19 protein-coding genes are annotated in these 19,832 nt (G+C 60.2%); 7 read left to right on the top strand and 12 right to left on the bottom strand.

What is annotated here, in order from left to right:
- Positions 1-89 precede the first annotated feature (89 nt).
- Entirely contained in the window at positions 90-659 is a 570-nt protein-coding gene (gene pyrR, locus ACIPR4_RS01350) for a bifunctional pyr operon transcriptional regulator/uracil phosphoribosyltransferase PyrR (RefSeq protein ID WP_041586290.1), read from the top strand.
- Between the two features lie 197 nt (positions 660-856).
- On the opposite strand, the gene ACIPR4_RS01345 is transcribed toward pyrR, so the two are convergent.
- Positions 857-2,377, bottom strand: a complete 1,521-nt coding sequence (locus tag ACIPR4_RS01345; protein WP_013566848.1) for a sialate O-acetylesterase — start codon at positions 2,375-2,377, stop codon at positions 857-859.
- A 287-nt stretch (positions 2,378-2,664) separates the two neighbouring features.
- Between ACIPR4_RS01345 and ACIPR4_RS01340 the strand changes: the two genes are divergently transcribed.
- The 3 genes from ACIPR4_RS01340 to ACIPR4_RS01330 all read left to right on the top strand — a co-directional run bounded on the left by ACIPR4_RS01340 (position 2,665) and on the right by ACIPR4_RS01330 (position 6,044).
- Positions 2,665-3,645, top strand: a complete 981-nt coding sequence (locus ACIPR4_RS01340; protein ID WP_013566847.1) for an aspartate carbamoyltransferase catalytic subunit — start codon at positions 2,665-2,667, stop codon at positions 3,643-3,645.
- Entirely contained in the window at positions 3,642-4,967 is a 1,326-nt protein-coding gene (locus ACIPR4_RS01335; protein ID WP_013566846.1) for a dihydroorotase, read from the top strand. The genes ACIPR4_RS01340 and ACIPR4_RS01335 overlap by 4 nt, the downstream gene beginning before the upstream one ends.
- 138 nt (positions 4,968-5,105) lie before the next feature.
- Positions 5,106-6,044, top strand: a complete 939-nt coding sequence (locus ACIPR4_RS01330) for a hypothetical protein (protein WP_013566845.1) — start codon at positions 5,106-5,108, stop codon at positions 6,042-6,044.
- A gap of 206 nt (positions 6,045-6,250) precedes the next feature.
- On the opposite strand, the gene ACIPR4_RS21995 is transcribed toward ACIPR4_RS01330, so the two are convergent.
- From ACIPR4_RS21995 to ACIPR4_RS01315, 3 genes are all read right to left on the bottom strand, one after another.
- Positions 6,251-6,427 carry a 2-oxoisovalerate dehydrogenase, E1 component subunit beta gene (locus ACIPR4_RS21995; protein WP_013566844.1) on the bottom strand — a complete coding sequence of 59 codons (177 nt, stop codon included), beginning with the start codon at positions 6,425-6,427 and terminating at the stop codon, positions 6,251-6,253.
- A 64-nt stretch (positions 6,428-6,491) separates the two neighbouring features.
- Complete coding sequence (gene miaA / locus ACIPR4_RS01320) at positions 6,492-7,412, bottom strand: tRNA (adenosine(37)-N6)-dimethylallyltransferase MiaA (protein ID WP_013566843.1); 921 nt, start codon at positions 7,410-7,412, stop codon at positions 6,492-6,494.
- Positions 7,413-7,565: 153 nt separating this feature from the next.
- A complete protein-coding gene (locus ACIPR4_RS01315; protein ID WP_013566841.1) occupies positions 7,566-8,591 on the bottom strand; it encodes an energy transducer TonB in 1,026 nt (341 codons plus the stop codon).
- Positions 8,592-8,691: 100 nt separating this feature from the next.
- Here ACIPR4_RS01315 and ACIPR4_RS01310 point away from each other — a divergent pair, with 100 nt between their 5' ends.
- Complete coding sequence (locus ACIPR4_RS01310) at positions 8,692-9,198, top strand: MogA/MoaB family molybdenum cofactor biosynthesis protein (protein ID WP_013566840.1); 507 nt, start codon at positions 8,692-8,694, stop codon at positions 9,196-9,198.
- 20 nt (positions 9,199-9,218) lie between these two features.
- Positions 9,219-9,893, top strand: a complete 675-nt coding sequence (locus ACIPR4_RS01305) for a YqaA family protein (RefSeq protein ID WP_041585865.1) — start codon at positions 9,219-9,221, stop codon at positions 9,891-9,893.
- 93 nt (positions 9,894-9,986) lie between these two features.
- Here ACIPR4_RS01305 and ACIPR4_RS01300 read toward each other — a convergent pair whose 3' ends face one another.
- The 3 genes from ACIPR4_RS01300 to ACIPR4_RS01290 all read right to left on the bottom strand — a co-directional run bounded on the left by ACIPR4_RS01300 (position 9,987) and on the right by ACIPR4_RS01290 (position 13,579).
- On the bottom strand, positions 9,987-11,651 hold the full coding sequence (locus ACIPR4_RS01300; RefSeq protein WP_013566838.1) for a TIGR03118 family protein: 1,665 nt from the start codon (positions 11,649-11,651) through the stop codon (positions 9,987-9,989).
- A 254-nt stretch (positions 11,652-11,905) separates the two neighbouring features.
- Positions 11,906-12,469 carry a DUF6580 family putative transport protein gene (locus ACIPR4_RS01295; RefSeq protein WP_013566837.1) on the bottom strand — a complete coding sequence of 188 codons (564 nt, stop codon included), beginning with the start codon at positions 12,467-12,469 and terminating at the stop codon, positions 11,906-11,908.
- Positions 12,470-12,511: 42 nt separating this feature from the next.
- A complete protein-coding gene (locus ACIPR4_RS01290; protein WP_013566836.1) occupies positions 12,512-13,579 on the bottom strand; it encodes a metal-dependent hydrolase in 1,068 nt (355 codons plus the stop codon).
- Positions 13,580-13,638: 59 nt separating this feature from the next.
- Between ACIPR4_RS01290 and ligA the strand changes: the two genes are divergently transcribed.
- Positions 13,639-15,723 (top strand): NAD-dependent DNA ligase LigA, encoded by a 2,085-nt coding sequence (gene ligA / locus ACIPR4_RS01285; protein ID WP_013566835.1) that lies wholly within the window; start codon positions 13,639-13,641, stop codon positions 15,721-15,723.
- On the opposite strand, the gene ACIPR4_RS01280 is transcribed toward ligA, so the two are convergent.
- From ACIPR4_RS01280 to ACIPR4_RS01260, 5 genes are all read right to left on the bottom strand, one after another.
- Positions 15,724-16,161 (bottom strand): DNA-binding transcriptional response regulator, encoded by a 438-nt coding sequence (locus ACIPR4_RS01280; protein ID WP_013566834.1) that lies wholly within the window; start codon positions 16,159-16,161, stop codon positions 15,724-15,726. It lies immediately after the preceding gene.
- Complete coding sequence (locus tag ACIPR4_RS01275; RefSeq protein WP_013566833.1) at positions 16,152-16,994, bottom strand: CDP-diacylglycerol diphosphatase; 843 nt, start codon at positions 16,992-16,994, stop codon at positions 16,152-16,154. Before ACIPR4_RS01275 ends, ACIPR4_RS01280 begins: the two co-directional genes overlap by 10 nt.
- Positions 16,995-17,179: 185 nt before the next feature.
- On the bottom strand, positions 17,180-18,298 hold the full coding sequence (locus tag ACIPR4_RS01270; RefSeq protein ID WP_245536419.1) for an alginate lyase family protein: 1,119 nt from the start codon (positions 18,296-18,298) through the stop codon (positions 17,180-17,182).
- A gap of 32 nt (positions 18,299-18,330) precedes the next feature.
- Positions 18,331-18,690, bottom strand: coding sequence for a cupin domain-containing protein (locus tag ACIPR4_RS01265; protein WP_013566831.1), 360 nt, complete (start codon positions 18,688-18,690; stop codon positions 18,331-18,333).
- 9 nt (positions 18,691-18,699) lie between these two features.
- Positions 18,700-19,827 (bottom strand): D-alanine--D-alanine ligase family protein, encoded by a 1,128-nt coding sequence (locus tag ACIPR4_RS01260; protein WP_013566830.1) that lies wholly within the window; start codon positions 19,825-19,827, stop codon positions 18,700-18,702.
- Between the last annotated feature and the right edge of the window lie 5 nt (positions 19,828-19,832).

Below are 19,832 nucleotides of genomic sequence, written 5' to 3'. Positions count from 1 at the left end.
GTCGGCGTTGCAGACGGGCGATTGTGTCCGTATCATCAGCGCACTGCGTCATGTGGAGCGGATTTTCTATTTTTGCCAAGGCAGGACAGATGAGCAACGTCGAAGCAAACAAGCAGTTACGTGAGAAGGGCCGCTTGATGTCGGCCTCTGAGATCGATCGCACCCTGGTGCGTTTGGCGCATCAGATTGTGGAGAAGAACGAAGGCTCACAGAACCTCGGCCTGATCGGGATCAAGCGGCGCGGCTTTCCTCTGGCCGAGCGTATCGCCAAGATGATTTCGACCATTGAGAAGACCCCCGTGGAGACAGGCGTTCTGGATATCAGCTTTTACCGGGACGATCTGAGCACCAAGGACAAGCGTCCCGTGGTGACGAATGGCGCGATTGGCTTCGATATCGAGGGACGCGACGTGATCCTGATGGATGACGTTCTTTACACGGGACGGACAATTCGCGCGGCCCTGGATGCTCTGTTTGACCATGGGCGGCCGCGCAGCGTGCAGCTGCTGGTGCTGATTGATCGCGGACATCGCGAACTGCCAATCGAGGCGCAGTTTGTGGGGCGGCATGTGCCGACAAGTTCGCGTGAAGTGATCGAGGTGAAGTTGCGCGAGATCGATGGTGAAGAACAGGTGTTATTGATGGAGTTGCCGGAGTAGCTTTATAAGACCCAGAACCGGGTGCACCATTCATCGCAGCTTTATCGCGATGAGTGGGTATTCGCGCGAAGGCGCGAACCGCTTTAGATCTTCCACTCCTCCTCAAATCCAAACGGGACAACCATCCCTCCCGCACATCGCAAAAGCGCGATGTACGGGGCACCCAGTGTGTAGCGGGTCTTTAAAGTCTGGTTGTTCTACATCGACTCTGAGGTGAAAGTTCCTAGCGGGAATCCTGCCGCGTTGTAGACGAAGCTCGTTACGAATCCGGTCCAGGCGTAGCGGGCGTACTTCGGCATGGCGATGCTGGGCGCGGTGAGGACGATGGTCTCTGTTCCCGCGACCTTCTCAAGAGTGGCAGTGACTGAGACGAACTTGTGGTCGTCGCCTGCAACTTCAAAGCCGCCAAGGGCTTGGCCTTTCGTCGTGAGGCCTTCCCCGTGGGTAAACCAGACGCGCATGGCTCCGGGTTCTGTGGTGGCTTGAAGGAACTCGGGCGAGCTGTACTCCATCTTTTTCCCGTAAACCGTGGCCAGGGCATTGGCTGCCAGACGTGCTCCGACGGTCTGTTTGTCCGGTGGATGAATATTCTTCTCCAGACCGACGTCCAGGGTGACCGCTTGTCCGGTGTTAACGAGAGCGAGGGTACGGCGCTGGGCGTCGCGGACGCGTCCCCAGCCGTCGTTATCCGCAGTGTAGCTGGAGATCTGCACGTAGAAGAACGGGAAATCACCCTGCGCCCACTGCGCGCGCCAGTCCTTGATGAGCGTGGAAAAGACGCGGGAGTAGTAAGGCGCGCGCGCCGGTGCGGTGTCGGTTTCGCCCTGGTACCAGATGGCTCCCTTGATGGTGTAGCGGATGTAAGGCGCAATCATGGCGTTGTAGAGGGTTCCCGGCGTCCAGGAACCGGCGTGGTCGTTGGGAATGGGCGGGTGCGCGGGAACGGGTTGGCCTGCGGCCTTAGCAGCGTCGGCTTGGCGGGCATAGTCGGCGCGGAGGCGGTCGGCGATGCCCTGATCGCGAGCAATGACGGCTGCGTCATTCGCGACCGAGGTGAGGTTAGCAGCTGCGATGCCTTCGAGCGAGATCCAGGCGTGAGCGGGCGTTCCTCCCCAGGTGGTGTCGATGAGCCCGATGGGGACGTTTTCCTTCTCGGAGATCTCGCGACCAAAAAAGTAGGCGACAGCGGAGAAGTTGGCGGCGGTGTCCGGGGTGCACTCTGTCCACGTATCGGCGGAGTCTGTCAGCGGAACGGTAGAAGTCGCTTTTTTTTGCAGGAGAAGGCGGATGCGCGGATGATTGGCGGCGGCGATCTCCTTTTCGCTGTCCTTGATAGGAGTGCCACTGCCGAAGCCTTTGAGCGGCATCTCCATGTTGGACTGGCCGGAGGCGATCCAGACGTCGCCGAGGAGGATGTCTTTGCGCTCGATGGGTGTACCGGATTGGTCGCTCGTGACAGAGAGCGTGAAGGGGCCACCGGCGTGTTCGGGGAGAAGAAAAACCTGCCATTCGCCGAGAGCGTCGGCGTTCGCGGTGCGGGTCTGATCGTGGAACTTGACCGTGATCTTCTCCTGCGGCGTGGCCCATCCCCAGATGCGGACGGGACGGTCGCGCTGTAGAACGGCGTGGTCGGAGAGGACGCTAGGAAGGCGGGGTTCTGCGTAGGTGAGGGCGGCGGAAGAGAGAACCAGGGCAATCAGGTAACGCGAAGAACGCATGTTTTTCTCCGAGGCCATGATTGCGGATTGTTTCGGTTGTGGCAAGAGGGTTGATTCGTTGCGCCCTGTGCCCCATTCTTTCGCGGCTTTTGGCGAAACCGGGGCCCCCGGCGAACGGCTTTTTGTTCGCTGGGGTGGGACAGGGTGGGGTCGCGCGGAGCGCACAAACCTGATTTGTCAGAAAAACCAAAGCAGATCCCTCCGCTACGCTACGGGATGACAAAGTAAGAAATCCAAATCGGTCATTCGAAGACCCACGCTGATAACATCGTGCGAGACCAATGGCAATGCGAATGAAGAGTACGACGAAGATGGAGCAGCGGGTGGCTGCGGGGTCTTTGCTCTCTGTGGAAGAGCTGGAGATCAAGGATGTGGTTTCGATTCTGAAGTTGGCGGATGTGCTCGAGGACGAGAAGCATACCAAACGCACGAAGCGGCTTGAAGGTCGCAAGGTGGCTCTCCTGTTTTATGAGAGCAGCACGCGCACGCGGACTTCGTTCGAGCTGGCGGCGAAGAGCCTGGGCGCGATCACGACGCTGGTGAGCGATAAGAGTTCTTCGATTGAAAAGGGCGAGAGCCTGCACGATACCGGCGTAACGCTGCGGGCGCTGGGCGCGGAGTGCATCATTCTGCGCTCGAATTTTTCGGGCGCACCGTGGGTCCTGGCGCGGTCTACCGATCTGCCCGTTTTGAATGCAGGGGACGGGATGCATGAGCATCCTTCACAGGCGCTGCTCGACCTGCGCACGATGATCGCGCGGCTGGGCCTGAAGAAGAAGCGCGTCGACGAGAAGCTGCTACGTGGCGTGACCGTGGTGATTACCGGAGACATTCTGCACTCGCGCGTAGCGCGCAGCAATGCGATGCTTCTGCCACGGCTCGGCGCAAAGGTCGTCCTCTGTGGACCGACTGAGTTGCTGCCCGAGCAGGCACTGACGCTCGGCGAGGGCGTGGAGATTGAGCGGGACTTCGATGCGGCCCTGCAGCGCGCGACAGTCGCGATGATGTTGCGGGTACAGCGCGAGCGGCTGGCGGGGATGGAATTGAATGTGGCTGAGTATGTCGCAAAGTATCAGTTGAACGCAGAGCGTTTGCAGAAGTTTGCGCCGAAGGCACTCGTGATGCATCCGGGGCCAATGGTGCGCGGGATGGAGATCGACTCCGCCGTAGCGGATGGTGCACAGAGCGCGATTGAAGAGCAGGTGACGCATGGGCTCTACGTGCGAATGGCGTTGCTGGTAAGAGCGTTGAAGGCGGGGCAACGATGAGCAGTTCAAAGACAAGCAGTGCAATTCTGATTCGCGGTGGGCGTGTGGTGGATCCGTCCCGCAGTGCAGATGCGTTGTCGGATGTGTTGCTGGATGGCGGAGTGATTGCCGAAGTAGCCGCGCCGGGCAAGCTGGATGCGGCTGCGAAGAAGGTGCGCGCCGAATTCCTGGAAGCAGATGGCTGCGTTGTGGCACCGGGCTTCATCGATCTGCATGTGCATCTGCGCGAACCGGGACAGACGCACAAGGAGACGATCCGCACGGGCACGATGGCTGCTGCCGCGGGTGGATTTACGACCGTGTGCGCAATGCCGAATACGACTCCTGTGAACGACACGCCGGAGTGGTCGCGATGGATGCAGGATCCGGAACGCGGCGCTTCGGTGCGGCTGCTTCCTGTGCCTGCAGCGACGGTAGGAAGTATGGGCGAAAAGCTGACCGACTATGCCGCGCTCAAGAAGGCTGGAGCCATTGCCGTCTCGGACGATGGCAAGCCGATTCTGGAAGACAAGATCATGCGCGCCTGCCTGGTGGCTGCAGCGAAGCTGGGCTTGCCCGTTTCGCAACATGCGGAAGACACGCGCCTCACCGGCGGATGCAGTATGCACGCGGGCGATGTTTCGTTTCGTCTGGGTCTGCGCGGGATGACGATTGAAGCAGAGTCTCAAATCGTGGAGCGCGATATTCGTCTGCTGGAAGAGATTGAACGCAAGGAGAAGCTGCGGCCGCATCTGCATGTGCAGCATGTCTCGACGCTGAAGGCTTTGGAGGCAATCCGCGCGGCAAAGAAGCGTGGATTGCACGTAACCTGCGAGGTGGCTCCGCATCATTTTGCGCTGACGGACGAGGCGGTCTTCACCTCGGCGAAGATGAATCCTCCGCTGCGTCCGGAGAGCGAGCGGCAGGCCTGCATCGCCGCTCTACTGGATGGAACGGTGGATGCGATTGCGACCGATCACGCTCCGCATGCGCATCATGAAAAGAACGTGGAGTTCGAACGTGCACCGAATGGCATCACCGGGCTGGAGACAGCGCTCGGCTTGGCGCTGCGCCTTCTGCACAGCCAATACGGTATGCCACTGGAAAAGGTGCTGGCTCTTCTGACGAACGGACCTGCCAGCGTCTTTAGTTTGACGGGCTTAGGCACGTTGAAAAAGGGCGCATCCGCGGACGTCTGCGTCTTCGATGCTGGAAAAGTGTGGGCTTTTGACGCGGAGCGGTCGCTTTCCATGTCGAAGAACACGCCATTCCACGATCACGCGATGCAGGGGCAGATCCTTTGGACGATCGCTTCCGGCAGAGTTGTTTACAGCGCGAAATAAATGTTCGGTCTGCGGCAACCCTGCCGTAATGCGACATTTTCGCGAAGGCCTAAGCAGCTTGTCGCGATGCGGCGTGCATCACAGCGTGTGGATACAGGATTTACACGCCGGGAACGCCGGACAGATTGAGGACGAACGATGCCTACACAAAACAGACTTTCCGCAGTTCCTTTGCGCCACCGCATCTCGACCGCGGCCGGCATGCTGGTTCTTTCCATGCTGGTGCTGAGCGGTTGCCAGTCGAAGCAGGATAAAGCGGTAGACGCCGCGAAGCAGCAGGCGATTGCCACCGGCCAGCCTCAGCAGGTGGTCTCCGTCGACCGCAGCGGCAACACAATTACGAGCATTGTGCGTCCTCCCGCACCAGGACAGAAGGAAGCTTCGGTCGTCACCACGACCACACCAGCAGGCGCGAATCCCTCCACACTTCCAGGAGGAACGGACTTTAATGCAGGCGCCGCTCCGGCACCCGCTCCAACGACAGCGGCCAATGCACCGGCTGCAGGCGCGCCGGTACAAGGTCAGCCAGTCGCGGGCGGCGCAGCCGTGATTCGTCCCCTGGATGTCCACATTGCCGAGGGAACGACTCTGGCGATCCGTGTGAACCAGCACATCAGCGTGAAGACAGCGATGGCGGGCGATCCCTTCGATGGCACACTGGCGGAAGGCATCACGGGCGACGATGGCCGCCTGATTGTTCCACGTGGAACGCCGGTAGCCGGTGTGGTGAGCGCGGCGCACAAACGTGGACACTTCAAGGGTTCTTCGATCCTTTCCCTGCGTCTGACCTCGATGACCTTCGACGGCCACCGCTATCCTCTTTCGACGGGCCATCTGACCCGCACGAAGAAGGGTAAGGGCAAGCGCTCTGCCGCATGGATCGGCGGCGGCGCCGGTGTGGGCATGTTGATCGGCGGAATCGCTACGGGCGGCGTTGGCCTTCTGGTCGGCGGTCTGGCTGGTGGCGGTGCAGGAACCTTGATTGCCGGAACGACGGGCAATCGCGATATCGATATCCCTGCGGAGTCGATTGTGCGGTTTCGTCTGACCGAAGGTTTGAGTGTTGTTCCTGAATAATCTTCTGCGATGCGAAAGGGCAGCTTGAAAGCTGCCCCTCTTTGTTTAACCTGTGCCCCATTCTTTCGCGCCCTTTGCGAAAGGGTGGGGTCGCGCGGAGCGCACAAATGGATTTCAATGGGAATCAAAAACAACAGCAGATCCCTTCGCTTCGCTACGGGATGACAAATCAGAAGATGGATTAGCTTCAGAATCCAAGTACTACGTCATCCATGTGCAGGCGCGTTCTCTTCCTCGAAGTGGCAGCGAACGGCATCGCGGACGGCTTCACGAAGCTCGGCCATAGTTTCTGCCTGAGTGAAAATGGCGGCCTGCAGCGCGCGCGCCTCGAAGCCTCCGTCCAGACTGTCGACGACTTCGAAAATAATTTCGCTGGATGCCATTTCGCTATCGTAACGCTGCGACCGCCAGTTCAGGAAGTGGCGGTCCTGTAATTCGTCTCGTCCATCATAGGGACTGGATGATTTCCGCCGCCCGCTTCAGCGACGGTGCACCGAAGTCTTCGATCCAGTGGATATCAGGCTCCGCCCGGAACCAGGTGAGTTGCCGCTTGGCGTAGTTACGGTGGCCCTGCTGGGCGGAAGCAACGGCCTGCTCGTGCGTCAATGTGCCGTTGATTTCTGCAACAGCCTGGGTGTAGCCGAGCGAGGTGAGGGCGCGGCAGTCCTTCCCATAACGGGCAATTAGAGAGCGCGTCTCTTCTACGAGGCCGTTCGTGAACATCTCCGCCGCGCGCGTGTCGAGGCGCTGGTACAGGATGGCGCGGGGCGGCGTAAGACCAATTTTCACGATGCGAAATTCTTTGAGCGGCTCCGGAGGGGCGGCGTGGAACTGTGCGCTGAGGGGGCGGCGTTCGAGCAGAGAGATTTCAACGGCGCGGAGGAGCTTCGACTGATCGTTCGCATGGATGCGTGCCGCCGCCTTCGGGTCGATGCGGCTGAGCAGGCTGTGGAGATGCGCATCGCCATGACGCTGGACGGAATGGCGAAGACGTTTGCGCAGCTCTTCGTCGCGCGGCGGAACGGGGCTGAGGCCATCGAGCAGAGCGCGCAGGTAAAGACCCGTACCTCCGGCAACGATGGGAGTTTTGCCCCGTGAGTGGAGGTCGGCGAGGACCTCGCGTCCGGCGCGGCTGTAGTCGCCTGCGGTGTAAGCCTCGCTGGGGTCGGCGACGTCGAGCATGTGGTGCGGGATGCGTGCGCGTTCCGCTGCAGTGGGTTTGGCGGAACCGATCTCCATACCGCGATAGATGGAGACGGAGTCGCAGGAGACGATTTCGCCGTTCAGTTCTTCAGCCAGGGCCAGCGAGAGGGCAGTTTTACCGCTTCCGGTGGGGCCAACGATGGCTAGAAGGAGGGGATCGCTCACCGGACTCTCCACCAGCCGGGGAGGAAGACGTTGCGGACACCAACGTGCAGGACCGTCCCCAGAAGAATGAATGCGAGCAGAATGAGAAGTCCACGGACCTGGCGCGTGCGTTCCTGGCGTATGCGTTCTGCGCCTTCACGCGGCGTCCCCATGCTACTGAGGGTCCTTGTTGATACGGAACTCGATGCGGAGTTCGAGGTTAGGCCCGTGGAACTCCGGCGGAAGAGGCTGCGCGGATCCCAGCGCTTTGATCGATCCCCAACCAGCGCGGTTGATGGCGTCGTCATGCGTGGAATAGTCGAGATTCATGCCACTGATGCTGCCGTCTTTGGCGATGGTGAAGCGGACGCCGGTGATGCCCTGTTTGCTGAGCGGAGGGCGGCACTCTTCCGGGATGAGCGGAAGCCAGTTGCGTTTTACATCCGCCAGAAGGCGGGCAAGGTACTTGCTGAAGTCGACGCCCTGCATGTCCGAAAGGATCTGCGTACCCATGGCTGCGCCGCCGGAGCGCTGTGGACCGTTGCCGTAGTTGCCGGAGTCTCCACCACCCCGCGCGCCGCGCGTAGCCTGTGCGATCTGGGAACCTGCGCTTCCGCCCGTGGCGAAGCTGGGCTTGGTGGGCGCGGGGGTGGGGCTGTCCACAAGGGGCGCCTGACGAGATTGGACAGGAGAGGAACGCTGCGGCTGTTGGGGTTGCGGCGCCTGCTGCTGTGGAGCAGCCTGTTGCTGGGGAGCGGGTGTCGGCGTCGGCTGCTGTGCGGGAGGTGAGGGACGTCCCTGTTTCGGCATGGCCGGAGCGGGCGAAGGCGTCGGGCTCTGCGACTGCTGGCTGCGCTCGGAGACGTTCGGCGTCGGCCGTGGTGGCGGCGTCCTGCGCGCGAGATCCTTGGGAATATCGAGGTACGTCATGCTGGGGTGGTGTTTTTCGTCCGGTGTGACCGCCAGAAGGCGCGGCGTATGCCAGAGATATACGGGACCATAGACGATGAGGCCGAGCAGGAGCAGCCAGACGATAAAGGAGATGTAGACGGACTCGCGGAAACGGGCGCGTGCACGCTCATCATCCACCTCGTCGAGCAGATAGATCAGTTCATGGTGCTCCAAATCGCTGTAGCGCGAGGGAAGAGGAACTTCGGGCTTCTTGGGATCGCGCTCGGATGGCGTTTGCAGTATGGACATCTATGAAGTTAAAGACTCTGAAATGAGTGCAAGGGTTTCGCTACGGAGCAGCGTCTCTTCATTCTCTCATTTTCATGTCCCAGAACCGTACAATCATGCGGTGGGTGAGCCTCTTCTACGAACGGCAGCAGTGATTACGGTCTCCGATGGGTGCTTTCAGGGCACACGTGTGGACGGAAGCGGCCCCCTTCTGGCCCGTTTGCTGACCGAATCCGGCTTTACCGTGGTATGCACGGTGGTCGTTCCGGACGAGATCCCGACGATCGCGGCGGCACTGCGTGCCTCCGCAAAGAGCGCCAGCCTAGTGGTAACCACTGGCGGGACCGGTTTGGCCCCGCGCGACGTTACCCCCGAGGCGACCATGGAGGTCTGCACGCGGATGGTGCCCGGACTGAGCGAATTAATGCGGCTGGACGGGGCAAAACAGACGCCGTTGGCGGCGCTTTCGCGCGGTGTGTGTGGGACAGTCAAACAAACGCTGATTTTGAATTTGCCTGGAAATCCGGCGGGCGCGGTGGCGTCCTTGCGGACGGTGTTACCGCTGGTTCCCCATGCGCTTGACCTTCTGGCGGGCAAAACAGAGCATGCCGAGCCGTTAGAATCGTAGGCTACGGTGAAAAGCTCCCAGTGAAACTGCATCCGATCGTATTTCTGAAAAAGTCGAGCCTGGTGATCATGGCGACGATGAAGCCGCTAGGTATCTGGGGGCTGGCCGGACTATCTTTCGTGGATGCCGCGCTGATTCCTCTGCCTACGTCCATGGATGGCACGGTCCTGATCTATGTGCAGGGAAACCATGGACGGTTTGTCCTGTACTGCCTGGTCGCCGCGCTGGCTTCGTGTATCGGAAGCCTGGTGCCCTACTTTGTAGGTCGCGCGGGTGGAGAGCTGTTTCTACTGAAGCGAATCAATCGCCAGCGGTATGAGCGGATGCGCGACCGGTTCGAAAAGCAGGAGTTCCTGGCGATCATGATCCCGGCGATGTTGCCTCCGCCGACACCGATCAAGCTCTTTGAGTTTGCAGCGGGCGTCTTCGAGATGAAGCCGCTGCCGTTTGCGACAGCGATCTTTCTGGGAAAGCTGGTCCAGTTCCTGGTCTGCTCGATCCTCTTCCTCACGTTTGGACCGGCACTCCTGCGGGAGTTCCGCCTTGGCCTGCATGAACATGCGGCGGTGATGTGGACGGTAGCGGGGGTTCTACTGGTGGGGCTGACGGTCTGGATCATGCGGAAGCTGTTTTCCGGGCGGAGTGAGACGGAGTTTCCGGTAGAGGAAGACTCAGTAGAAGTTTCGAAGCTCTAGCCTGTAGAACAAGCAATCTCATTAAGACAAAACAGCATCGTGAAATGGTTCAATTGCGGACCATCGCACGATGCTGTCTCGGCGTAGCAACTTTTAGTTGACGGTAAGCGTAACAGGGATGCTGTGCGTTGTGCCGCCAGCAGTGGCGTTGATCATGACTTGCGTGGTGACTGGCGCTGTAGGGTGGGATGAATCATCGCCACAACCAATCATTCCGAAAGATAGGAACGACATTGCAATCACGAGCACAGCTCCACGAAGACTTGCGGAACGGCGGCGAAGACCGACGAGCGCGAGCATACCGAGGGGACCGGCAAAGGCCAGAGCGATTCCAGAGAACGGACTCTTTCCATTGCGGTGCGGCGCTGCGATGGACGCTTGATGGGGGGCGGTGGTGATGGTGACCACGTCGGTCGCTGCCGCGGTTCCCGAGAGGGTAACGCTTGCAGGGTTGAAGGTGCAGTTATCGCCTGTCGGCAGACCCGAGCACGAAAGCGCGATCGCACCGGTGAAACCGTTCGTTCCGGCAAGCGAGAGGCTCACCGTAGCGCTTTGTCCCGCAGTGACCGAAACGGTCGGTGTAGCGGCGGCCAGAGTGAAGTCTCCGCTGCCTGCAGGCGGAGCGGCGACGGCGATGGAACCGAAGAGGCCGCCTTTGGTAGCGTTCACGCCCGCTGCGAAGAAGAGGGTATTGGGGTCGCCAACGCCTTTAGCGCCGAAGACGAGATCCCAGAGGCCGGAGTTGACGAGAACATTTCCCTTGGAGTCCTGTACCTGACCGATCAGGGTAAAGTTGGTGGGATCGTAGACGTTGATGACACCGTCTCCGAAGTTGCCGACGAGCAGGTCGCCACTGAAGCTACCGAAGCCAGAGGGGGCAAGAACGATACCCCAGGGAGCATTGAGATTTCCGTTGCTGATCGCGCGCTTCACAAAGTTTCCGTTGAGGTCGAAGATATTGACGAAGCCAAGGCCGGCGCCGAGCACTCTCTTGCCTGTAGCAGGATCTATCTGGGTATAACCCACGAAAACCTGGCCATTGATGATATGCACTGAGAACGCATGAAATCCCGTAGGCAATGTGGGATCAGCAAAGGTACCGGCGAGTTGAGCCGGAGCGAATTTGCTATCAAATACATCGACGGCTCCGCTGGCCTGATTCGCAGCCAGCAGAAACGATCCGGTGGAGTTTACATCGACGGCGAGACCGGTATAGACGGCTTTGGCTGCAGAGTTGTCTGCTACCGTGACGGCTGCCGTGAGAGGCGTGTTCCATGCAGCGATGGTGCCGCCGAGGGTGGCGAAGAGGAACACCGCGGACTGGCTGTTGACCGGGAGGATGAAGTTTGCGGTATCGGCGTTGAAGACTACACCGGTGGGCTGTCCTGCGGTGCCGGGTGCGGCTGATGCGGGTGGGGGAACGGCCACGGCCAAGGGTGGTTGCGGGTTTCCTTGCGGGTCAACGACGAGAGAAAAACCACTGACGGGGGAGTCGATCCAGAATGCCTTCCCAATCGCAAGGCCCCAGGGATTGATCAGTCGGGAGTCGGTCTTGGCCGCAGGGATGGAGCTATCAGAGGAGATGATATTGGTCTGGGTAAACGAACTTGTTTGAGCGAAAGAGGAAGCCGCAGTGAGCGCGGCGAGAGAGAGAGAAAGAACGTGCTTGTTCCGCAGCTTCTTCTGGTCGAACTTATAGAGTTTCTGTTGCAAACGCTCCACCACCGTGGAAAGCGCATCGATTTTTTTGATCATCATTCGTAGCTCCAGCATGAAATCTGGACGCACAAAGTCGTTAACGCCAGTCGTATAAGACTGGCTGTTATCTTCCTCGCAGCCTCAGTTGTCTAACGTAGACAGAACCCCGCAGGCTCTCTATTTATTCCCACGCGGGATAACTTCTGATACTTGATTTACGGGAAGGACGTACGAAGTTGACCCGGCGCTTGAGGAAGAGCCGGGTCATGCGGTACTCACGCACACGATTATTTAAGTAGCGGAATATTTTTCGTTCAGGCGGGTCGGGAGCCGTTGCTGCCGATGCGATGGAGCATCTCGCTCATCTCCCGTACCAGCACAGGAAGGCCGAAGAGAGCGCCGGAGAGCAGAAGCGTGCAGGCGAGGTCGTTGCGGTAGAACGGCAGACCCATGGCGTAGCAGGCTTCCAGACCCGCGAGCGTGTGCGGATACATATGACTACCGAGCCAGACCGCGCCGTTATTCCAGACAAAGAATCCAGTTGCCGAGAAGAGTGCCGCTGCGGTTACGCGGACGGCAGTGCGCTTGCTCCCTAGAAACGCCGACGCGAAGAGCACCAAGGCGGCGTACCAGACCCAGGTAAACACGTAAGAGGAGATCGCAAAGGGAAAGCTGTAGACATAGACCGTGAGGTAGTAGTCCGTCGCGGCCATGGCGAGCACGGCCACAATCGCCTGCCAGCGGCTGCGGGCCTGCAGCCGTGAACCGAAGAAGAGCATCCCCGCGCCGACTGCCGTGAAGCCGTAGCTGGCGGTATGCATCCAGTGAGGGAGGCAGCGGCTGAGCGCTGCAAGGACGAGAACGAGGTAGGCGACCATGTATCTCTGATTGTCGGCGTCGAAAAGGGCCGGGTCAAGGAACTACTTCTGCTGGGCCCCGTTCATTTCCGTACGGACAATACGGTTTTGCGCGTCGAGGTAGACGATTCCGCTGAGCGGAGCGTGGTCGCGGCCCTTGTAGGCAAAGGTGTTGAACATGAAACGGAGATCGCGGAAACGGACGGCGCGGAGACCATTCAGCTCCGGCGTGTCGCTGTGGACCAGAACGCCGACGTCGTCGACGAGCGGATATTTAGCCCAGTCGAGATAGACGCGGCCGAGTTCGCCAGCATCGGCCGCCTGCGTTGCCGGGGTGACAGCGCCCTTCCAGAAGATCTCCTGTGGCGTGAACTCCATGGTGCCGAGGCGTGTGTTCACGGTGCCGGTCTGGTAGAAGGCGGGCGTCTCCACGACGGCGTACCACTCGAAGGGCGTACCGGCGTAGGGGTTCATCCCGACGCGGAGGACGGGGGCGTCTCCCTGATACATCTGCTGCTGGGCGATGGCAACGGCTTTTTCGTGCTGCGTGTAGCGATAGCCCCAGAGCGCCACGATGAAGGCGAGCGCCGCGATGGCAAAGCCCTGTCCGCGGAAGCGCGTGCGGCGTGCGCCGATTTCGCTGTCTGTCAGCGCAAAGAGCGAAGGAAGAATCAGTGCGAACACAAGCGCGGCGAAGATCAGCGGTTCGAAGATGAAGACGAACTCACCCTGGTACCAGCGTGGATTGAAAGGCGCGAAGGGGCGTACTCCGTAGTTGTTTGTCCAGTCGAGCAGGATGTGGCTGACAAGCGCGATGAGCGAGACGCCGAAAAGATAGAGCCAGCGAAGGGGCGGGTCGCCTTCGCGCTCTTTGTCCCTGCGGCTAAGGCGGTGCCAGAAGTAGACGATTCCAAGGGACAGTAGCGCCTGCGCGGGGAGCCAAAGAAAGCTGTGGGTCCAGCCGCGATGATGCTGAAAGTAGTGCAGCGGCCCCTGCACGTCATGGACGATGTCCATGTCCGGAAGCTCGGCGGCGATGGCCATGGCGAGCGTCGCGTAGCGGGCGCGCTTATTGAAGCCGCAGGCGCGAGCGAGAACAGCGCCGGTAAGAATATGCGTAACGGGTTCCATATTGGTGTGTGTTGAGAATACAGCGACCCGGCAGCGGGCGGAGTTTCTATAATCGCGAGATGTCCCCCGAACAAAGAGCCTCCGAACTGCGCGCCGAGATTGAGCATCACGAACACGCTTACTATGTCCTGGATAAGCCTGAGATCTCCGACGCGCAGTACGACGCGCTGGTGAATCTTTTGAAGGCGTTGGAGACCGAACATCCGGAGCTGGTGACGCCGGAGTCTCCGACGCAGCGTGTCGGCGGAAAGCCGCGCGAGGGATTTGCGAAGGTCGCTCACTCGCGACCGATGCTCTCCCTGGACAATGCGTACAACGAAGCCGAGCTGCGAGCGTGGGCGGAGCGCGTGACCACTTCCCTTCCCGCTTCGGACGCGGTGGAGTACACCTGCGAGTACAAGCTGGATGGGCTGTCGCTTGCCCTGCACTATGAGAACGGCCAGCTGGTGCGCGGCGTGACGCGGGGCGATGGCAGCGTGGGCGAAGACGTCACGAGCAACGTGCGCACGATCCGCTCTGTGCCGTTGCGCATCGCTGCTGCAAAGTTGAAGGCCGCGGGATTGCCAGGCACGTTCGAGGTGCGTGGTGAAGTGGTCATGCCGCAGTCTGCCTTTGAAGAACTCAACCGGCAGCGCGAGGCTGCGGGACAGGCGGCGGCGGCGAATCCGCGCAATGCGGCGGCGGGAACGATACGAACCATTGAGCCAAGTATCGTGGCGCAACGGCGTCTGGACTTCTACGCGTACTTTCTCCTGCGCGATGGCGACACGCTGCTGAAATCGCAACAGGCGACACTCGATGCTCTGCGCGCTACGGGATTTCGCGTGAATGCGCAGGCGAGGACGGTAGGAACAATTGACGAAGTGCTGGGCTTTATCGCGCAGGCAGAGGCCGAGCGTGACGGCCTGGGATACGAGATCGACGGCGTTGTGATCAAGGTGAATGCTACAGCGCTGCAAAAACGGCTCGGGTTCACGGGCAAGGCTCCGCGATGGGCGATTGCCTACAAGTTCCCTGCGCGTGCGGGTGTGACCCAGTTGCGCGGTGTGATCTTCCAAGTAGGAAGGACGGGCAAGCTGACGCCTGTTGCCGATCTGCAACCGATCTTTATCGGCGGAACGACGGTAACGCGCGCGACGCTGCACAACGCGGACGAAATCGAGCGGCTGGGTTTGAAGATCGGCGATCACGTCTCCGTTGAACGTGGCGGCGACGTGATTCCGAAGATCACGCATGTCGTCGAAGACAAGATACACGCACGCGGAACAGAGGAGATTGTTTTTCCGACGGTGTGTCCGCGATGCGGCGAGCCGGTGGTGCGTGAAGAAGGAGAAGTCGACTGGCGCTGCGTGAATGCCAGTTGCCCCGCGCGGTTGGAGGAAGAGCTGCGGCACTTTGCTTCGCGCGGCGTGATGAACATTGAAGGCCTGGGCGAATCGCTAGTAGCCCAGCTTCTGGGACATACAGTTGCCGAAGCGGTTGACGCCACAGCGGGAGTGGGGGAAGGCGAAGAGTCCGTGGCCGAGGCGCCGACGCGCGAGGCGCTGGTACATTCTGTCGCGGACATCTATGGACTCACGCTGGAGCAGCTGATGGGGCTTGAGCGCATTGGGCAGAAGAGCGCCGAGTCTCTTCTGGCGGAGATTGAAAAGTCCAAGTCGGCCCCGCTCTCCCGCGTGCTGCTGGGCCTGGGCATTCGTCATGTAGGCGAGCGCACCGCACAGACGCTGGCCGAAGAATTCGGCAGCATGGACGCTCTGATCTCCGCGACGGAAGAAGACCTGACCCGTGTGAACGATGTTGGGCCGAAGGTAGCTGAGGCGATCCGCGAGTGGTTTGCGAACGAGAAAAATCTTCTGCTGGTCCAGCGATTGAAAGACGCCGGTCTGACGATGACGGCGGAGAAGCGCGAGCGCGGAACGCAGCTTGCCGGCATGACGTTTGTACTGACAGGCACGCTACCCACGTTGACCCGCGACACGGCCAAGGAGAAGATTGAGGCGGCGGGTGGAAAGGTCTCCGGCTCTGTGAGCAAGAAGACGACCTACGTGGTTGCGGGCGAAGATGCGGGAAGCAAGCTGGAGAAGGCGCGTGAGCTTGGCATAGCGGTGCTGGATGAGGCCGGGCTTCTGGAGATGCTGTAGCTACAGGTTTTCCAGCTCGAGGGTGCGCGCCGCAATCGCGGAGGCGTCCGCAGGGCAGATCTTGCGGATGAGTTCGAGCAAGGCCTCCGGAGTGTAGAACTCCAGGATGTAATCCGCATCGTCACAGACCTCCAACGAGGGCCCTGCGATGAGAACGATGGGCCTCGTGGGGTCAATCGCACGGATCTCGCGCACAAGGTCTGCGCAAGGCATATCACGGATAGACTTGTCGAGAATGATGCCCGAAACAGCAGGGAACGTCCGCAGGGTATCGATGGCTTCGCGCGCGCTATAGGCCGTGATGACGTTGTACTTTGCTGTCTCCAGCACGAGTTTGCGGGTGGAGATGCTTCCAGGAAACTCCCGGTCGATCACGAGAAAACAAGGACGAACCATGCGCAGTGGGATGCGTAAGTAGGCTGTCGCGGTTATCTCCAAAGTTTCTCCTTACTTTCAAGCGTGCTCGCCACCCTGCACTGATGGTCCTGCAGTTTGCCCCCTGCACCGTAGCCAAGTCTGAGCCAGGAAGAGATTGCTGTGGCCAGCGCTGGGGCTTTGCCATCGAGAAGAATGAAACCATCCTTCCCCAAACGCTCGGCTCCCACCAGGACGAGGGTATGGTTGCCCATCTCCCGCGCGGGATCCGACAACGAGTCGGCGAGCAGGCGGAACGGGTTGCGCGTGTCCAGATCCGCGCCGGGGAGCCACATCGCGCGATATTCATCGCCCCGCAACCTGACGGGCAACGTCTGCCAGGCCGTTCCGATTTGAGGTGCAACTTGCTGGAGGGCCGATTTCACCGCTGGCTGCATGCAATCTACGTGCAGGTGAAGCTGGTCCTGGGAGCGCCCACTGACGGAGTTAATCGCAACCGACAAATCTGTGCGTGGCAGGGTTTGATGCAGCCTTTGATCCACAAGAGCAGTGGCTTGCCACGCATCCGCAAAGTAGTTCGTCGCGTTCGGCTCAAGAATTGCGGGATCTTCTATGCCTGTGATCTTGGCCGTGGGCATCACGAGATATTGGGTATTCCCTTGCTTGTCCTTGAACACAACGAAGCCTGCGGCTTCTCCGCGCGCAAGATCCACGCTGACGCAAGGTGAAGCAAGATGGTTCGCCTGCATATCGGGAACGCAATCTTCGTGCACAATCTGCCAGAGAACGTCGCCCTTATTTATTTGTTTCTCCCGGAGGGCGACGATGGCAATCACAATCGACACGAGCACCGCAATGAGCGCGAGGAGATATTTTATGGAACGCGAGTTCAGCATCTGCTCTTCTCTGACTTGATTCGAGAACGGGTTCTCTCTCGCTTAAAACACCTTCCTTCTCCTGGATATTCCCGACGCTCTTCCCCGGCGGCATTCTTTCATAGACGTGCGCGGCCACTCATGCCGGACGCAGATCGGCGAAACGACGAAGCGAAGCGAAGATTCGTCGGCCCATCGAAGGAGTGCTATTGCGGAGGTAGGCCGCCGAGATAGGGCACACTGAGGGAGGGTGCAGCGGCGGCGAGTTTTGCGAGTTCAGCGTTGGGGAAACGCCGTAGATAGGGAGGCGCCCAGCCGATCTGGTCGCCGGTAAGAACTTCAGGAAACTCCTGCGAAGCGCCTGCCGGTTTAGCGAAGAGGTCCTTGTCCTTCACGCCCGCAAGACAGGCTTTCACAAGGCGATGGATCGCTCCGTCCGCATAGGCGTAGAGGTCGATGCCGTTGGCTTCGCCAAACTCCGCAGTGAGTACAAGCGGAGCGAGCGCGTAGAAGTGGTAGTGGAGGGCGCGTTGTCCACGAGACATCTCGCGCGGAAGTGTGCCGTCGGGCTGGATCTCCTTGACGCCGTCTTCGTAGGTACCGATGCCCCAATCGAAGGCCGCGCGGTCATTCGCAACCGTGCCGACGGCGATGAGTTCCGTGCCTGCCCAGTAGAGATGATTGTTGCCCTTGTCGCCTTTGGCCCGCTGTCCGTCGTAGTAGCCGAGGGTTGCATTGCCGAGGCGGAGGAGCCAGGAACCGATGAGCTTGTCGTCCGCCAAAGCGAGTCCTGCGTCTTCGCGGACTTTGAGATAGGCGATGGCGATGGCGCCCGCTTCCCAACCCTGCACATACATCGCCTGGGTGGAGGACATTCTGCCGCCGAGCGCGTTCTCTTTTGCGAGCGAGAGCGTCTGCTGCGTGGCACAGCGCAGAGCGATGCGAGAACCGGTGGTGCGGTAGGCATCTGCTGCAGCGACGACTGCGGCTCCGACGGCTTTCACGCCGTCTGCTGTGCGTTGATACTCCGCCATGCGAACGGGATCCACGATGGAGTGTGTGGGATCGTCGAGGCGATAGAAGCTGTTGGTGGTGAGGTCTGGAGCGAGATGCAGGATGGGGCCGCAGGTGTAGGGGGCGTTTGTTTGTTTGATTTTATGGCCGTCCCAGGGGGAGCGGAGAGGTGCGGCAATGGCGGTTACCGCAACGGAAAGAGCCAGAAGACCCCACTCTTTCGCGATAAAGCCGCAAAAGAATGGGGCACACCGCTTCTTTGTCATCCCGTAGCGAAGTGGAGGGATCTGCTTTTTTGCTTCGTCTTCCATTGCTATGCCGCTTGTGCAATCCTGCTTGCCGATCATCGGTAGTCGTCCCGCGCGGGTGTGAAGACGTCGAGGACTTCGGTGTCTTCTAACGCGGAGGCTTCGTGCATGCGGTCGCCGGGGACGATGAGGCTGTCGCCTTTGCGCATCGTGAAGATGTCGTCCACGTTGGTCGCGGGATTTTCTACCTTAAGGATGATCGCTCCGTAGATGACATAAAGAAGCTGCTCGTGCGGGTGCTTGTGGCGGGCGCCGACCCACCCCTTCACCTGCAGATGGCGGACGAGCATGAGGCTATTGGTCGTGGACATCACCTGCCGACGGAGGCCGGGCTCAGGCGTGGTCATGTTTCCGTTGTCGGTCTGCGTGAGGAGCGGTTCGGCTTCGGTGTTCATGCGGCCTCTCTACTTCTGGGCTGTGGCTTCGATGGAGAAATTGGTCTGCTTGCGTTCGTCGTGACGCTCGATGCCGAGTGTAATCAAGCGGTCGATGAGTTCGCGATAGCTGACGCCGGTTGCTTCCCACAGCTTGGGATACATGCTGATGCTGGTGAAGCCCGGCATGGTGTTGATCTCGTTGAGATAGATCTTTGCGGGCTTGCCGGTGGCGCTGGGCGGATCCATGAGGAAGTCGACGCGGGCAAGGCCGGAGCAGTCGCAGGCTTTGAAGGCACGGATGGCCATCTCGCGGATCTGCTTCGCTTCGGCCTTGGTGATCTTCGCGGGAATCTGCGGCTCCGAGGTGCTTGTTGCGTCGTATTTGGAGGCGTAGTCGTAGAACTCGCGATCGGGGACGATCTCACCGACGACGGAGGCCTCTGGAGTGTCATTGCCAAGGACGGCGACTTCCAACTCGCGCGCCTTGCCGCGCTTGCCGCCAACGCCCTGCTCGATGACGATCTTGCGGTCGAAGCGCGCGGCTTCGTCCATCGCTTTGGGAAGCTCGCTGCGGTCGTGTACCTTGCTGATGCCGACGGACGAGCCAAGATTTGCGGGCTTCACGAAGAGCGGATACTTGAGCGCGGCTTCAATCTGTGTGGTGCACTTTCTCTTGGAGGCAGCCCACTCGCTGCGCAGAAGGGTGACGTGCTTCACCATGGGCAGCTTTGATGCAGCGAACATGCGCTTCATCGCGTCCTTGTCCATGCCTGCGGCGGAGCCGAGGACGCCGGAGCCGACGTACGCCACGTCCGCCAGTTCAAAGAGGCCCTGGATGGTACCGTCTTCGCCAAAGGTGCCGTGCAGGACGGGAAAGACGACGTCGAGCTTCGAGGTCTCCGTTCCCGCAGCAGCGGCGTGGATGCTGAGGCCGGTCTCCGCCGTGGCAGCAAGCTGTTTGACTGTCTCGCCGCCGAGCAGGTTCTGCGCGTCCGGGCCGTTGAGCCACTTGCCCTGCTTGTTGATGCCGATGGGGACGACGTCGTACTTTTTGCGGTCGATTGCGTCGAGAATGGAGGCGGCGGAGCGGAGGGAGACCTCATGCTCACCACTGCGTCCACCGAAGAGAATGCCTACGCGGAGTTTCTTTGCCATGTTGT

The organism is Terriglobus saanensis SP1PR4, from assembly GCF_000179915.2.
GTDB classification, from domain to species: Bacteria; Acidobacteriota; Terriglobia; order Terriglobales; family Acidobacteriaceae; genus Terriglobus; species Terriglobus saanensis.
This window is presented reverse-complemented; position numbering and strand designations above follow the sequence as displayed.

Excerpts from the sequence above, each read along its gene's own strand:
- pyrR (WP_041586290.1), top strand. The coding sequence starts at position 90 with ATGAGCAACGTCGAAGCAAACAAGCAGTTACGTGAGAAGGGCCGCTTG.
- ACIPR4_RS01345 (WP_013566848.1), bottom strand. The coding sequence starts at position 2,377 with ATGCGTTCTTCGCGTTACCTGATTGCCCTGGTTCTCTCTTCCGCCGCC.
- ACIPR4_RS01340 (WP_013566847.1), top strand. The coding sequence starts at position 2,665 with ATGCGAATGAAGAGTACGACGAAGATGGAGCAGCGGGTGGCTGCGGGG.
- ACIPR4_RS01335 (WP_013566846.1), top strand. The coding sequence starts at position 3,642 with ATGAGCAGTTCAAAGACAAGCAGTGCAATTCTGATTCGCGGTGGGCGT.
- ACIPR4_RS01330 (WP_013566845.1), top strand. The coding sequence starts at position 5,106 with ATGCCTACACAAAACAGACTTTCCGCAGTTCCTTTGCGCCACCGCATC.
- ACIPR4_RS21995 (WP_013566844.1), bottom strand. The coding sequence starts at position 6,427 with ATGGCATCCAGCGAAATTATTTTCGAAGTCGTCGACAGTCTGGACGGA.
- ACIPR4_RS01315 (WP_013566841.1), bottom strand. The coding sequence starts at position 8,591 with ATGTCCATACTGCAAACGCCATCCGAGCGCGATCCCAAGAAGCCCGAA.
- ACIPR4_RS01300 (WP_013566838.1), bottom strand. The coding sequence starts at position 11,651 with ATGATGATCAAAAAAATCGATGCGCTTTCCACGGTGGTGGAGCGTTTG.
- ACIPR4_RS01295 (WP_013566837.1), bottom strand. The coding sequence starts at position 12,469 with ATGGTCGCCTACCTCGTTCTCGTCCTTGCAGCGCTCAGCCGCTGCCTC.
- ACIPR4_RS01290 (WP_013566836.1), bottom strand. The coding sequence starts at position 13,579 with ATGGAACCCGTTACGCATATTCTTACCGGCGCTGTTCTCGCTCGCGCC.
- ligA (WP_013566835.1), top strand. The coding sequence starts at position 13,639 with ATGTCCCCCGAACAAAGAGCCTCCGAACTGCGCGCCGAGATTGAGCAT.
- ACIPR4_RS01275 (WP_013566833.1), bottom strand. The coding sequence starts at position 16,994 with ATGCTGAACTCGCGTTCCATAAAATATCTCCTCGCGCTCATTGCGGTG.
- ACIPR4_RS01270 (WP_245536419.1), bottom strand. The coding sequence starts at position 18,298 with ATGGAAGACGAAGCAAAAAAGCAGATCCCTCCACTTCGCTACGGGATG.
- ACIPR4_RS01265 (WP_013566831.1), bottom strand. The coding sequence starts at position 18,690 with ATGAACACCGAAGCCGAACCGCTCCTCACGCAGACCGACAACGGAAAC.
- ACIPR4_RS01260 (WP_013566830.1), bottom strand. The coding sequence starts at position 19,827 with ATGGCAAAGAAACTCCGCGTAGGCATTCTCTTCGGTGGACGCAGTGGT.